Annotated in this window: 10 protein-coding genes and 1 tRNA gene; all 11 read right to left on the reverse strand. The window is 69.5% G+C overall.

All coding sequences use genetic code 11. The features are described from left to right. Nucleotides 1-55: 55 nt before the first annotated feature. Nucleotides 56-1,444: a hypothetical protein gene (locus K7C20_RS18980; protein WP_245171775.1), complete on the reverse strand. Its 1,389-nt coding sequence runs from the start codon at nt 1,442-1,444 to the stop codon at nt 56-58. A 23-nt stretch (nt 1,445-1,467) separates the two neighbouring features. Continuing rightward, nucleotides 1,468-3,396: a vWA domain-containing protein gene (locus tag K7C20_RS18985; protein ID WP_030075699.1), complete on the reverse strand. Its 1,929-nt coding sequence runs from the start codon at nt 3,394-3,396 to the stop codon at nt 1,468-1,470. Nucleotides 3,397-3,631: 235 nt separating this feature from the next. Next, nucleotides 3,632-3,766: a DLW-39 family protein gene (locus tag K7C20_RS18990; protein ID WP_003958712.1), complete on the reverse strand. Its 135-nt coding sequence runs from the start codon at nt 3,764-3,766 to the stop codon at nt 3,632-3,634. A 190-nt stretch (nt 3,767-3,956) separates the two neighbouring features. Continuing rightward, nucleotides 3,957-4,030, reverse strand: a tRNA-Ile gene (locus K7C20_RS18995). 88 nt (nt 4,031-4,118) lie between these two features. After that, entirely contained in the window at nt 4,119-4,808 is a 690-nt protein-coding gene (locus tag K7C20_RS19000; protein WP_078953553.1) for a DUF3566 domain-containing protein, read from the reverse strand. 15 nt (nt 4,809-4,823) lie between these two features. Continuing rightward, nucleotides 4,824-7,448, reverse strand: a complete 2,625-nt coding sequence (gene gyrA / locus K7C20_RS19005; RefSeq protein WP_030075703.1) for a DNA gyrase subunit A — start codon at nt 7,446-7,448, stop codon at nt 4,824-4,826. A 50-nt stretch (nt 7,449-7,498) separates the two neighbouring features. After that, nucleotides 7,499-9,553, reverse strand: coding sequence for a DNA topoisomerase (ATP-hydrolyzing) subunit B (gene gyrB / locus K7C20_RS19010; RefSeq protein ID WP_030075705.1), 2,055 nt, complete (start codon nt 9,551-9,553; stop codon nt 7,499-7,501). A gap of 298 nt (nt 9,554-9,851) precedes the next feature. Next, the gene (locus K7C20_RS19015; protein WP_030075707.1) at nt 9,852-10,385 is read right to left on the reverse strand and encodes a DUF721 domain-containing protein; all 534 of its coding nucleotides are present in this window, start codon (nt 10,383-10,385) and stop codon (nt 9,852-9,854) included. After that, nucleotides 10,382-11,518, reverse strand: coding sequence for a DNA replication/repair protein RecF (gene recF, locus K7C20_RS19020; RefSeq protein ID WP_053210251.1), 1,137 nt, complete (start codon nt 11,516-11,518; stop codon nt 10,382-10,384). Before recF ends, K7C20_RS19015 begins: the two co-directional genes overlap by 4 nt. Before the next feature lie 73 nt (nt 11,519-11,591). Then, on the reverse strand, nt 11,592-12,470 hold the full coding sequence (gene gnd, locus K7C20_RS19025) for a phosphogluconate dehydrogenase (NAD(+)-dependent, decarboxylating) (protein ID WP_030075711.1): 879 nt from the start codon (nt 12,468-12,470) through the stop codon (nt 11,592-11,594). Nucleotides 12,471-12,652: 182 nt separating this feature from the next. Beyond that, nucleotides 12,653-13,783 (reverse strand): DNA polymerase III subunit beta, encoded by a 1,131-nt coding sequence (gene dnaN, locus K7C20_RS19030; RefSeq protein ID WP_030075713.1) that lies wholly within the window; start codon nt 13,781-13,783, stop codon nt 12,653-12,655. Nucleotides 13,784-13,892 lie beyond the last annotated feature (109 nt).

Raw genomic sequence — 13,892 nt, forward strand, 5'->3', positions numbered from 1 at the left:
GGGGACGCCATGGGGCGCACCACCAGACGGGCCCGCCCGTGCCCTCGGGAGCCCGCTACCAGCCCTGTGGCGGCCCGAACTGCCGGTTGGACTGAGCCTGTTGGGTCGTCTGTGTCGACTGTCCCGGCAGGGAGGGCTGACCGCCCGGCCCGGCCGCCGCGGCCGGCCCGGGCGGCGCACCCGCCGCAACGGCCGGGGACCGCCGCGCCATCAGCGTCCACGCCCCCAGCCCCGCCAGCAGCACCACCCCCGTACCGATGCCGGCGTAGGCCACCGTCATCAGGGTGCCGCTCTTCGCCGCGTCCTGCGCGGTCTGGCCGTTGTGCGCCGTCTCCCGGTCCTCGGTCGTGACGGAGAAGGTGTCGGTCGGCTCGGCGTAGCCGGGCCCCTCCTTCGCGGCGCCAAGGACATCCACCCGGAGAGTGAGCTCCGCGCCCTTGGGGAAATACTTCGCGGCGTCGGGGTGCAGGCTGACCTCGAGGTAGTACCAGCCCGCGAACCGCATCGCCCCGACCGAGTCGGTCGCGTTGAAACGGTTGCCGTAGTCGACGGGCGCGGTGAACTGCTTCGCCGTGGCCGGCTTGCCGGTGTACGGGACGAAGCTGACGTTGCCGACCGCACCGCGCGCCGGATTGTAGACACCCAGTCCGAGCACCCTGGTGACGAAGCCGGCCGCTCCGGAGGACGCGTTCGGCAGCTCCGCGCTCAGGTTGAGCCGCTGTCCCCAGTCCACCGGTACGCGGTAGAACCGGGTCTCGCCCGGCGTGATCCGGTCCTTCCACACACCGGTGTCGACCGAACCCGCGTCGTTGAAACCGGTGCCGCCCTTGGCGCTGCGCTTGGTGGCGTCCGTGCGCGGGGCCGGCGTGGTGGTGCTCCAGCTGCCCTGGCCCGGCCGGGCGGGGGTGTTGCCCTTGAGCGGGGGCTCGTCGAGGTAGTTCAGTTCGAGGGGCCAGGGGTCGGGTCCGGAGGTCGTCGACCCCTCGCGGGTGATCACCAGGTAGTACGGGCCGGCCTTCTGGCACTCCGTCCGGTCGGCGCCGATGCGACGGGTGGCGTAGTCGGCGAGCGGATACGCCATGCCGCCGCCGTTGAAGGACGGGCTGGCTCCCGTGCCGCAGGTCGTGCCGTCGCTGTCCTGGACGTTGACGGTCAGCTTGTCGCCGTAGTCCTCGACCTTGGTGCCGGGCTTGGGCGCCGCGACGGCCGAGAAGTACGCGCTGGTCCTGTCGTCCAGGGTGACGGCGTAGTACTTCTGCTCGCCGCGCTTGATGGAGTCGGTGTGCAGTCCGGGCTTGAGCTGCGGCGCATCCGCGGCGCTGGAGGTGCCCTTGGTCGCCGTGGCGCCGTCCCCCGTCCGGTAGCCGGGTATGGACTCGGCCGAGGCCACGCCCACCGTCCCCGGCAGAATCGCCACCACGGCGAGCGCCGCCAGTACGGCCATGCCCCTGTTCGTCGTGCGCCCCGTCACCACGAGCCACCCCTCATCGGATCGGAATTCCCGGCGCCGGCCTGCGGCTTCCTGCGAGCCCACCCGTAGGCCACCGCGAGACCGGCCAGCAGCAGTACGCCCACTCCACCGATGGCGACGGCCACCACACGTCCTGTGGACCATCCTCCACCGCCGTCGGGCGTGCCGTCCGCCGAGCGCCCGGAATCGCCCGGGGAGACCTCGGCCCGGACCGCGGACGCCCCGGCCTGCGGGCCGCTCTTCTCCTGGCCCAGCACCGCGATCCGCAGCACCACACCGATCTGCGGATGCTGCGCGATCTCGGCGGCCTTGGCGCCCAGCGTCACCGCGAGGTAGAAGTCGCCGTTGCGGTGCACGGGGACGACATCGGGGTGCGTCTCGTAGCGATTGGTCCAGGCGACCGGGACCGTCCCCATGCTGAGCGACGCCAGCCGCCCGTTGTAGGACACCTGGGCACTGAACTGGCCGGTACCGCTGCCGACCGGCGCGCGGAACGGTGTGTAGACCTGGGTACCGCCGTAGGACGTATGCGCGCTGTAGCCCTTGACCGTCGGCTCGTTGGCGAATTCCACGTCGTAGCGCAGTTGCTGGCCCCAGCCGACCGGCACCTTGTACCAAAGGGTCTGCGCCGGCAGGACCTTGTCCCGCCAGACGCCCTGGTGCAGCGTACGGGCGTCATTGAAGCCGGTGCCGCCGGTGACGTCCTGGGGCGCGGTGGTGGGCAGCGAGGCGTCCTTGCCGCCCGCGCCGTACTCCGGCTCCGACTGTGCGGGCGTGACGCCCTTCTTCAGCGGATGTTCCACGTGAAACGTCAGCTCCATCGGCCACCGGGCGGCGTCCGACCCCTTGGCGGCCTTGCGCTCGACGACCAGCCAGTACCGCCCGGCCTTGTCACATCCGCCGTTGCCACCCTGCGTGGGGATACGGCTGACGCCCGAGGTCAGCGGTGTCGCACCCTCGTGCTGCCCGAACATCTCGGAGGTGGAAGCACAGGAGCCGGTGGTGCCGTACGCGATGCGGGTGCGCAGCATGTCGAGGGAGTCGACGGCCGCGCCGGCCTGGGGCACCACGGTCGCCGAGAAGTCGGCCGTCGAGACGGCATCCAGGCCGGCGGCGTAGTAGCGCTCTTCGTTGGGCCCGATGGTGTCCAGATACTGCCCGGGGACGATGCCGGGCGCACCGCTCCGCGTCGTCGTCCCGCGGATCTGCTTGCCCTTGAAGCGGTAGCTGTCCGCGGAGAGTTGGCCGGCCCGCTGGAGCTGGCGGGCGAGCGCCCTGGCGTCCGGGGCGTCGTAGTACCGCCCGTTGCCGGCCTTCGCGATGCACTCCAGCTGTGCGCGGGCCTTGCCCGCCACCTGGAAGCCGATGGCATCGATGTGCAGATCGCCGCCGGATGCGGCGAGTTGGGCGGCGACCTTGCAGGGCGGCGGCGCCTGGCAGTTGTCCTCGCCATCGGAGATCAGCAGGATCGTGCGCTTGCCGGTCGCTCCGCCGACGGGCCGGGGAAGGTCGCCGGCCGCCTTGCGCAGGGAGAGCCCGATGGGGGTGTCACCCTTGGGCCGGACGGCCGCGACCGCCCGCTTGAGGCCCGCCCGGTCGAGGGCGGCGACCGGCTGGGCGAGCCGGGTGTCGTCACAGCCCTTGGCCTTGTCGGCACCGTAGACCCGCAGGCCGGTGGGGTAGCCGTCGGGCAGGGCGTCGGCGACCGTGCCGACGGCCTTACGGGCGGAATCGATCCGGGTGCTGCCGGAGCCGTCGCCCCCCGCCATCGAGCCGGACGAGTCGAGCACCATCACCATCCCGGTGCCCTCGGCGGCCTGCGCCCGGGCCGGTGTGGCCGCTGTGGCCGGAAGTGGCCCGATGATCAGGGCCGGCAACAGCCCCCCGAGTACCGCCACCGCCCCTCTGCACGGTCGTTGTGCCATGTCCTGATCCCCCCTGTGCCCTGCCGGACACATCACAGAATTTGCTACCGCAATCTAGTGGTGTGCTATAGCAAACTCAAGAGGGCTGCCGTCACGGTCCTGCAACGAGAACCAGCCACCCGGGCACGACCTCCGGCGCCCCGGCCCAGACCGCGCCGCCAGCCCGCCCCCGGACGCACGAAACCCCGATCACCCAGGGGCAATCGGGGTCCGTACGAACGAACTGTGGGGGGTCTCAGACACCCGAACCTGCGGGCACGGAGTCGGTCGCCTCCGTCCACAGATCCTGCTCGGCGCGATCCGCCTGGATCTGGCGGTACACGAGGAGCCCGCCGATGGCGGCCAGTGCGACCAGGAGAAGCTTCTTCACCGCGCGACCTCGTCTTTCGTTGACGTAGGGGACCTATGTCGGCCGATGATACACACCGGCCGATACCGATCGGTTACCTAGCTCGCAGTCGGCAACACCTCGTCCGAGGGCTTGGGCCGCGAGCCAACTTCCGCCTCCGTACAACGAATCGGCCCGGCCGGGGAGTTCCCCGGCCGGGCCGATTGTGCAGTGCGGCTACCAGGACTTGAACCTGGGGCCTCTTCCTTATCAGGGAAGCGCTCTAACCGTCTGAGCTATAGCCGCGCGTTCGCTGCACCGAAAGATTAGCGCACTTCAGAGGCGTTCCCAAAATCGGTTCCGGGAGCCTCCCGAACGCCCTCCCGTGAGGAGGTCACTCGTCCTCGGCGAGGGTGAGCTCCACACCGCCGACGAAGCCCGCCGACAGGTTGTAGATGAAGGCACCGAGCGTGGCCAGCGCGGTTGCCAGCACCACGTCGATCACCGCGATGATCGACGTGAACAGCAGTACCCGCGGCAGCGAGAGGAACGACTGGAGATCGAAGCCGGCCCCGTCACTGGAGCCGGTGGCCTCGCTGATCGTCCCGCCGACCGTGGAGAAGACGCCCATCGCGTTCATGACCATCCACAGCACCGCGGCGGCCACGACCGTGCAGATGCCCAGGGCGATGGAGAGCAGAAAGCTGACCTTCATGACCGACCACGGATCGGCGCGTGCCACCCGCAGCCGGGCCTTGCGGGTCCGCGGGGCCGTACTGGCGCCCGTACGCGGCCGGCGCACCGCCTGCCCGCCACTCTGCCCACCGCCGGTGGGATACGCCTGAGGCGGCTGATACGGCTGCTGAGAGCCGCTCTCGGCCTGCCCCTGGGACTGCTGCCGGGGCTGCGGCTGCGGCTGACGTGTATCGGTCACGGGTCCCCCCTGGTGCGAGCCCTCGTCCCGGGGGCCGGTGTCAGAAACGGCGGAGCCACGGGCGCTGTCATCCGTCACGGTCGCGGGTCCGGACGGGGAATCCTTCCCGGCTCCCGATCCACCCGCTGTAGCGCCCGTGGCTCCACTCACGACCTACTCCTCGTGCTACTCCGCCGCGGGCTGCTCGCCCTCGGTCTCCGTGGGCACGGTCCCCTCGGCCGCTTCGGTCTCGTCGGGCATCTCGCCCCCGTCGACCTCTTCGGCTTCACGACCGGCCTCGGCGTTCCATGCGATGCCGACGACGGCATCACGCTTGCCCAGGTTGATCAGTTGGACGCCCATGGTGTCACGGCCGGTCTCCCGCACCTCGTTGACCCGCGTACGGATCACGCCACCGCCGAGCGTCACCGCGAGGATCTCGTCGGTCTCCTCGACGACCAGCGCGCCGACCAGCGAACCCCGGTCCTCCACGATCTTGGCGGCCTTGATGCCCAGACCGCCGCGGCCCTGGACGCGGTACTCGTCGACCGCGGTGCGCTTGGCGTAGCCGCCGTCCGTGGCGGTGAAGACGTAGGTGTTGGCGCGAACCACGTTCATCGAGAGCAGCTCATCGCCCTCGCGGAAGCTCATGCCCTTCACACCGGAGGTGGCCCGGCCCATCGGGCGCAGCGCCTCGTCGGTCGCCGTGAAGCGGATCGACTGGGCCTTCTTGCTGATCAGCAGCAGGTCGTCGGTCTCCGACACCAGCTCGGCGCCGATCAGCTCGTCGTCCGTGCCGTCCTCCTGCTCGCGCAGGTTGATCGCGATGACACCACCGGAGCGCGGCGAGTCGTAGTCCTTGAGCGGCGTCTTCTTCACCAGGCCGGCCTTGGTGGCGAGCACCAGGTACGGCATGGCCTCGTAGTCGCGGATCGCCAGGATCTGCGCGATCTGCTCGTCCGGCTGGAAGGCGAGGAGATTGGCCACATGCTGACCCCGCGCGTCCCGCCCCGCGTCGGGGAGCTCGTACGCCTTGGCGCGGTAGACCCGGCCCTTGTTCGTGAAGAACAGCAGCCAGTGGTGGGTGGTGGAGACGAAGAAGTGGTCGACGATGTCGTCTTCCTTGAGCTTCGTGCCCCGTACGCCCTTGCCGCCGCGCTTCTGCGAGCGGTAGTCGTCGGTCTTCGTCCGCTTCACATAGCCGCCACGGGAGATCGTGACGACGATGTCCTCCTCGGCGATCAGGTCCTCGATGGACATGTCGCCCTCGAAGGGCACCAGCTTGCTGCGCCGGTCGTCGCCGAACTTCTCGACGATCGCGGCGAGTTCCTCGCTGATGATCTGGCGCTGCCGCTCCGGGGAGGCCAGGATCGCGTTGTACTCGTTGATCTTGCGCTGCAGCTCGTCGTGCTCGGCCGTGATCTTCTGGCGCTCCAGGGCGGCCAGCCGGCGCAGCTGCATCTCCAGGATCGCGTTCGCCTGGATCTCGTCGATCGTCAGCAGGCCCATCAGGCCCTCGCGCGCCACGTCGACCGTCTCACTGCGCCGGATCAGCGCGATGACCTCGTCGATGGCGTCCAGCGCCTTGAGCAGACCGCGCAGGATGTGCGCCCGCTCCTCGGCCTTGCGCAGCCGGAACTTCGTCCGGCGGACGATGACCTCGACCTGGTGCGTCACCCAGTTGCGGATGAACGCGTCCAGGGAGAGCGTGCGCGGCACACCGTCGACCAGCGCCAGCATGTTCGCGCCGAAGTTGGTCTGCAGATCGGTGTGCTTGTAGAGGTTGTTGAGGACGACCTTGGCGACCGCGTCCCGCTTGAGGACGATGACCAGGCGCTGGCCCGTACGCGAGGAGGTCTCGTCGCGGACGTCCGCGATGCCGCCGACCTTGCCGTCCTTCACCAGGTCGGCGATCTTCTGCGCGAGGTTGTCCGGGTTGACCTGGTACGGCAGCTCCGTGACCACCAGGCACTGGCGGTTCTGGATCTCCTCGACCGCCACCACCGCGCGCATCGTGATCGAGCCGCGGCCCGTGCGGTAGGCCTCCTCGATGCCCTTGCGGCCCACGACCAGAGCGCCGGTGGGGAAGTCGGGGCCCTTGATGCGCTCGATGAGCGCCTCCAGCAGCTCCTCGTTGGAGGCTTCGGGGTGCTCCAGCGCCCACTGGGCACCGGCCGCGACCTCGCGCAGGTTGTGCGGCGGGATGTTCGTCGCCATACCGACCGCGATACCGGCCGAGCCGTTGATCAGCAGGTTGGGGAAGCGCGCCGGCAGGACCGTGGGCTCCTGGTTACGGCCGTCGTAGTTGTCCTGGAAGTCGACGGTCTCCTCGTCGATGTCCCGGAGCATCTCCATGGACAGCGACTTCATCTTGCACTCGGTGTACCGCATGGCCGCCGCCGGGTCGTTGCCCGGGGAGCCGAAGTTGCCGTTGGAGTCCACCAGCGGCATCCGCATCGACCACGGCTGCGCCAGACGCACCAGGGCGTCGTAGATCGAGGAGTCGCCGTGCGGGTGGTACGTACCCATGACGTCGCCGACGACGCGGGCGCACTTGTAGAAGCCCTTCTCGGGGCGGTAGCCGCCGTCGTACATCGCGTACAGCACACGGCGGTGCACCGGCTTGAGGCCGTCCCGCACATCGGGCAGCGCACGCGAGACGATGACGGACATCGCGTAGTCGAGGTAGGAGCGCTGCATCTCCGTCTCGAGCCCGACGGGCTCGACACGCATCCCCACGCCTTCGATGGCGGCGGGCGCGCCCTCGGCGGTCACGCCGTCCGGGGTCACAGGGGGGTTTTCGTCGGCCATGGTGGTTCAAAGTCCTTTCGAGCTGCGGCTGGTGTACGGGCCGACAGGGCTCAGATGTCGAGGAAGCGGACGTCCTTGGCGTTGCGCTGGATGAACGAGCGGCGCGCCTCGACGTCCTCGCCCATCAGCACGGAGAACAGGTCGTCCGCACGGGCCGCGTCGTCCAGCGAGACCTGACCGAGGACCCGGTGGTCGGTGTCCATGGTCGTGATGCGCAGCTCCTCGGCATTCATCTCACCGAGACCCTTGAACCGCTGGATCGAGTCCTCGCGGATCCGCTTGCCGTTCTGCTTGCCGATCTCGATCAGCGCGTCCCGCTCCGGGTCGGAGTAGGCGTACTCGAAGTCGTCCCGGCCCCACTTGATCTTGTACAGCGGCGGGCGGGAGAGGTAGACGTGCCCGGCCTCGACCAGCGGTCGCATGAAGCGGAAGAGGAACGTGAGCAGCAGGGTGTTGATGTGCTGACCGTCGACGTCGGCGTCCGCCATCAGGATGATCTTGTGATAGCGGAGCTTCTCGATGTCGAAGTCCTCGTGCACGCCCGTGCCGAACGCCGAGATCAGCGCCTGGACCTCGTTGTTCTGGAGGATCTTGTCGACCCTGGCCTTCTCGACGTTGAGGATCTTGCCTCGGATCGGGAGGATCGCCTGGTACTCCGGGTTCCGGCCGGACTTGGCCGAGCCGCCGGCGGAGTCACCCTCGACGATGAAGATCTCGCACTTGGTCGGGTCGTTGGACTGGCAGTCGCTCAGCTTGCCCGGCAGCGACGCCGTCTCCAGCAGGCCCTTGCGGCGGGTCAGATCGCGCGCCTTACGGGCCGCCACGCGTGCGGTCGCGGCCTGGATGCCCTTGCGGATGATGTCCGCGGCCTCGTTGGGGTTGCGGTCCAGCCAGTCAGTGAGGTGCTCGTAGACCACCTTCTGGACGAAGGTCTTCACCTCGGTGTTGCCCAGCTTGGTCTTGGTCTGGCCCTCGAACTGCGGCTCGGCGAGCTTGACCGAGATGATCGCCGTCAGACCCTCGCGGATGTCCTCACCCGTGAGGTTGTCGTCCTTCTCGCGCAGCAGCTTCTTGTCGCGCGCATAGCGGTTGATCAGGCCCGTCAGCGCGGCGCGGAAGCCCTCTTCGTGGGTACCGCCCTCGTGGGTGTGGATGATGTTCGCGAAGCTGTAGACACCCTCGCTGTACTGGGTGTTCCACTGCATCGCGAGCTCGACCGAGAGCTGGCGCTCCTTGTCCTCCGCCTCCACCGCGATCACGGTCGGGTGCACCAGCTCGCCCTTGCGCGAGTTGAGGTACGTCACGAAGTCGACGATGCCGCCCTCGTAGTGGTACCGCACCGAGAGCGGCTTGCCCTCCTCGTCCACATGGTCCGGGCGCTCGTCGGTCAGCGCGATCGTCAGACCCTTGTTGAGGAACGCCATCTCCTGGAAGCGGCGCGACAGCGTCTCGAAGCTGTACGTGGTGGTCTCGAAGATGTCGGGGTCGGCCCAGAACGTCACGGTCGTGCCGGTGTCGTCCGTCGCCTCGTTCTGGGCGAGCGGCGCGGTCGGCACACCGAGCTTGTACTCCTGCGTCCAGCGGTAGCCGTCCGTGCGGACCTCGACCGCCACCCGCTGCGACAGGGCGTTCACGACGGAGACACCCACGCCGTGCAGACCACCGGAGACCGCGTAGCCGCCGCCGCCGAACTTGCCGCCGGCGTGCAGCACCGTCATCACGACCTCGACGGCCGGCTTGTTCTCCGACGGCACGATGCCCACCGGGATACCGCGGCCGTTGTCGACGACGCGGACGCCACCGTCCGCCAGGAGCGTCACCGCGATGGTGTCCGCGTGGCCCGCCAGCGCCTCGTCGACGGAGTTGTCGACGACCTCTTGCACGAGGTGGTGCAGACCACGCTCGCCCGTCGAGCCGATGTACATGCCAGGGCGCTTGCGGACCGCGTCCAGGCCTTCGAGGACGGTGATCGCACTGGCGTCATACGACTTCTCCACCGCGGAGTCGCCCATGGCGCCGGCAGGAACCCCCTCTTCAGTAGAAGCCGTGTTGTTCTCGTTGAGGTCGCCGGAGTCGGCCACGAAGCGCCCTTTCTGGCACAGCACGAGCCCTTCCGCGCCTGTGGGATTCACCCCTGGGAGGACAGGCGGGAGCGGCTGCGTCGTTCGACATGTTCCGCAAGTGGGCGGGATTGCCACCAGTCTACCGGTAGCGCTGACACTCATGGGGGTTTGCAGGCACCTGAGTCGTCATGTGCCGCCCTGAACTGGCGTCCGCCGACTCCCCATATCCGAGAAGGGGCCTCAGGACGCTCAAGCGGGCACTCAGCGCTTCCGGCTGTCAACCGGCCGCTACCGTGAGCGGGGTCTCACCCGCCTCATCCGTATAGGGGGTGCGCGGGGCTCAGCCGTAGGTGTCGCCGGGGCCCTTGCTTCCCGGTGCCCGCAGCGATCCGTACCGGCGTGCGGGCCCTCCCGGACCGAGCACCCTGATCATCTTTACGGTGCCGTGGCCCAGGTCCTCGTTGAGGCGGGCCACCAGCGTCGGGGCCAGCAGCCGCAGCTGCGTCGCCCAGGCCGTCGAATCGCACTGGACGGTCAGCACCCGTGCGTCCTCGTCGTACTTCTGGGGCTCACAGTGCTGGGCCACCTCGGGCCCGACCAGCTGCGGCCAGCGCCCCATCACCCCGCCGACCGCGGCCGGGGTCTCCCAGCCGCGCTCCGTGATCAGCCGGTTGATCGCCGCACCGAGCGGCAGCGGATCGCGGCCGTCGGCCCGTGCGCCCGAGCGCAGCCCGCCCCGCCTGGCCTGCTTCTTCTGCTGGGCTGCCGCGCCCCGCGCCCGCGCCTGCTCCTTCGCGGCCACCAGCGCCTGCCGGGCCAGATCCACGCCGGAGAGCTCCGGAGGCTTGGGCCGCTCGGGCTGCTCCTCGCTCACGGATTCACCTTCTCCGCGGCGCCGTCGGACACCGCATAGCGCGCCCCGGCCAGAACGCCCGGCACATCGTCGTCCACCGCGGCCGTCACCAGCACCTGCTCGCCCGGGGCCACCAGCTCCGCCAGCCGCTCGCGGCGGCGGGCGTCCAGCTCGGCGAAGACGTCGTCGAGCACGAGCACCGGCTCGTTGCCCTCGGCGCGCAGCAGGTCGTACGAGGCCAGCCGCAGCGCCAGCGCATACGACCAGGACTCGCCGTGGCTGGCGTAGCCCTTCGCCGGGAGCTGCCCCAGCTTGAGCACCAGATCGTCGCGGTGCGGGCCGACCAGCGTCACCCCGCGCTCGATCTCTCCCTTACGGGCCTCGCCGAGCGCCGCCAGCAGCACGCCGTACAGCTCCTCGCGGGTCGTGGCGTCGGCCATCGCCGCGCCCGCCGAACCGCGGTACTCCAGCGCCAGCGGCCCGCCGCCCGGCGCCAACTGCTCGTAGGCCTTGTCCGCGAGCGGCTGAAGCGTGGCGATCAGATCGAGCCGCTGCGCCAGCAGCTCGGCACCCGCGCGGGCCAGATGCTGGTCCCAGACGTCCAGCGTCGACAGATCCATCTGCCGCCCGCCGTGCCTGCGCGCCAACGCCGCGGTTTTCAACAGGGTGTTGCGCTGCTTGAGGACGCGGTCGTAGTCCGAACGCACCCCGGCCATCCGCGGCGAACGCGCGGTGATCAGCTCGTCCAGGAACCGCCGGCGCTCCCCCGGGTCCCCCTTCACCAGCGCCAGATCCTCCGGCGCGAACAGCACCGTCCGGACGATCCCCAGCACATCCCGCGGCCTGACCTGGGAGGACCGGTTGATCCGGGCGCGGTTGGCCTTGCCCGGATTGAGCTCCAGCTCGACCAGCTGTTGCCGCTCGCCCTGGACGACCGCGGCCCGGATGATCGCCCGCTCGGCGCCCATCCGCACCAGCGGGGCGTCCGAGGAGACCCGGTGGCTGCCGAGCGTGGCGAGATAGCCGACCGCCTCGACGAGATTGGTCTTGCCTTGGCCGTTGGGGCCCACGAAAGCCGTGACGCCCGGATCGAGCGGAACCTCGACCCGGGCGTACGAGCGGAAGTCGGCGAGAGACAGATGCGATACGTGCATTGCTGGGCGCCGACCTCTCCGGCTGCTGCGTGCTGGTGCTGCCTGTTGCTTCTGGTTGCTGTGGTGCTGCTTGCTACTTCTTGCCCTCGACCGCGTGGCCACCGAACTGGTTGCGCAGCGCGGCGATCATCTTCATCTGCGGCGAGTCGTCCTGACGGGAGGCGAAGCGCGCGAAGAGCGAGGCCGTGATCGCGGGCAGCGGCACGGCGTTGTCGATCGCGGCCTCGACCGTCCAGCGGCCCTCACCGGAGTCGGCGGCGTAGCCGCGCAGCTCGTCGAGGTGCTCGTCGTCGCCGAGCGCGTTGACGGCCAGGTCGAGCAGCCAGGAACGGATGACCGTGCCCTCCTGCCAGGAGCGGAAGACCTCGCGCACGTCGGTGACGGAGTCGACCTTCTCCAGCAGCTCCCAGCCCTCGGCATAGGCCTGCATCATCGCGTACTCGATGCCGTTGTGGACCATCTTCGCGAAGTGGCCGGCGCCGACCTTGCCGGCGTGCACCGAGCCGAACTTCCCCTCGGGCTTGAGGGCGTCGAAGATCGGCTGCACCTTCGCGACATCGTCCTTGTCGCCGCCGTACATCAGCGCATAGCCGTTCTCCAGGCCCCAGACGCCGCCGGAGACACCGCAGTCGACGAAGCCGATGCCCTTGGCCTTCAGCTCCTCGGCGTGCTTCTCGTCGTCGGTCCAGCGGGAGTTGCCGCCGTCCACGACGATGTCGCCCGGCGAGAGCAGCTCGGCCAGTTCGTCGATCGTGGACTGGGTGGCGGCACCGGCCGGCACCATGACCCAGACCACCCGCGGACCCTTGAGCTTGTCCACAAGCCCCTGAAGGCTGTTGACATCCGCCACGTCGGGGTTGCGGTCGTATCCGATGACGGTGTGGCCGGCGCGGCGAATGCGCTCGCGCATATTGCCGCCCATCTTGCCGAGACCGACGAGACCGAGCTCCATCAGAGACCCTCTTTGCACGTAGTCGTTGCTGTTCGTACCCGAGTCCGAGCCTACGCCCGCAGGTCCGTGCACACCTGTGGGCTCAGCTGCTCATCAGGGCCTCTTCAGCCGGTCGCCGCAAGGCCCCCGACCAGGGCGCTGTCCGGTGTCTGCCGGACAGCGATCCCTTGGCCGTGCGGCCGTCAGCCCGAGAGCCGCACGGGCATGATCAGGTACTTGTACGCGTCGTCGGCCTCGGCGTCCTTGGCCGGCCGGCCGCTCAGCAGCGCGGGCTTGGTCGAGGTCGTGAAGGACAGCTGCGCCACCGGGGAGTCGATGGCGGACAGGCCCTCCAGGAGGAAGCCGGGGTTGAAGGCGATCGAGATGTCGTCGCCGTCCAGGTCGGCGTCCACCCTCTCCACAGCCTGTGCGTCGTCGCTGGAGCCGGCCTCCAGGATCAGCACACCCTGCTCGAAGCTCAGCCGGACCGGAGTGTTCCGCTCGGCCACCAGCGCCACACGCTTGACGGCCTCGACGAACGGGGCGGTCTCGATCACGGCGACCGAGTTGAACTCGGTCGGGAAGAGCGTGCGGTACTTCGGCAGGTCACCTTCCAGCAGACGCGTCGTCGTCCGCCGCCCGGCGCCCTCGAATCCGATCAGGCCCTCGCCCTGGCCGGAGCCGGACAGCGCGAGCGTGACGGTGTCGCCGCTGCTCAGGGACTTGGCGGTGTCCAGCAGCGTCTTGGCGGGGACCAGCGCGACCGCGGAGGCGTCCGGGCTCTCCGGCTTCCACAGGAACTCGCGCACCGCGAAGCGGTAACGGTCGGTGGAGGCCAGGGTGACCGTGTCGCCCTCGATCTCGATGCGTACGCCGGTGAGCACCGGGAGGGTGTCGTCACGGCCGGCGGCGATGGCGACCTGGGCGGCAGCGGCGGCGAAGACCTCACCGGGGACGGTGCCGGTGGCGGTGGGCATCGTCGGCAGGGCCGGGTACTCCTCCACAGGAAGGGTGTGGAGGGTGAACCGCGAGGAGCCACAGACGACGGTGACCCGTACACCGTCGGTGGAAATCTCCACCGGGCGGTTGGGGAGCGCACGGCAGATGTCGGCGAGCAGCCGGCCGGAGACGAGGACCGTGCCTTCCTCTTCGACCTCGGCGTCCACCGAAACCCGCGCGGAGACCTCGTAGTCGAAGCCGGAGAGGCTCAGCGTGCCGTCCTCCGTCTTCAGCAGCAGGCCCGCGAGGACGGGCACCGGCGGACGGGCCGGGAGGCTCTTGGCCGCCCAGGCCACTGCCTCCGCGAGTACATCGCGCTCCACCCGGATCTTCACCGGAAACCGCCTCCTGCTGTTGCTGGCTCTTCGCCCTGCTGGCCTTCGTCGTCGGCTGGGTTGCCGGAGACCAGTCTGACGCACGCCACCGACAGTCGGTGCGGCTCGG

This window comes from Streptomyces decoyicus (assembly GCF_019880305.1).
GTDB lineage: Bacteria > Actinomycetota > Actinomycetes > Streptomycetales > Streptomycetaceae > Streptomyces > Streptomyces decoyicus.

Excerpts from the sequence above, each read along its gene's own strand:
- K7C20_RS18980 (WP_245171775.1), bottom strand. The coding sequence starts at position 1,444 with ATGGCCGTACTGGCGGCGCTCGCCGTGGTGGCGATTCTGCCGGGGACG.
- K7C20_RS18985 (WP_030075699.1), bottom strand. The coding sequence starts at position 3,396 with ATGGCACAACGACCGTGCAGAGGGGCGGTGGCGGTACTCGGGGGGCTG.
- gyrA (WP_030075703.1), bottom strand. The coding sequence starts at position 7,448 with ATGGCCGACGAAAACCCCCCTGTGACCCCGGACGGCGTGACCGCCGAG.
- gnd (WP_030075711.1), bottom strand. The coding sequence starts at position 12,470 with ATGGAGCTCGGTCTCGTCGGTCTCGGCAAGATGGGCGGCAATATGCGC.
- recF (WP_053210251.1), bottom strand. The coding sequence starts at position 11,518 with ATGCACGTATCGCATCTGTCTCTCGCCGACTTCCGCTCGTACGCCCGG.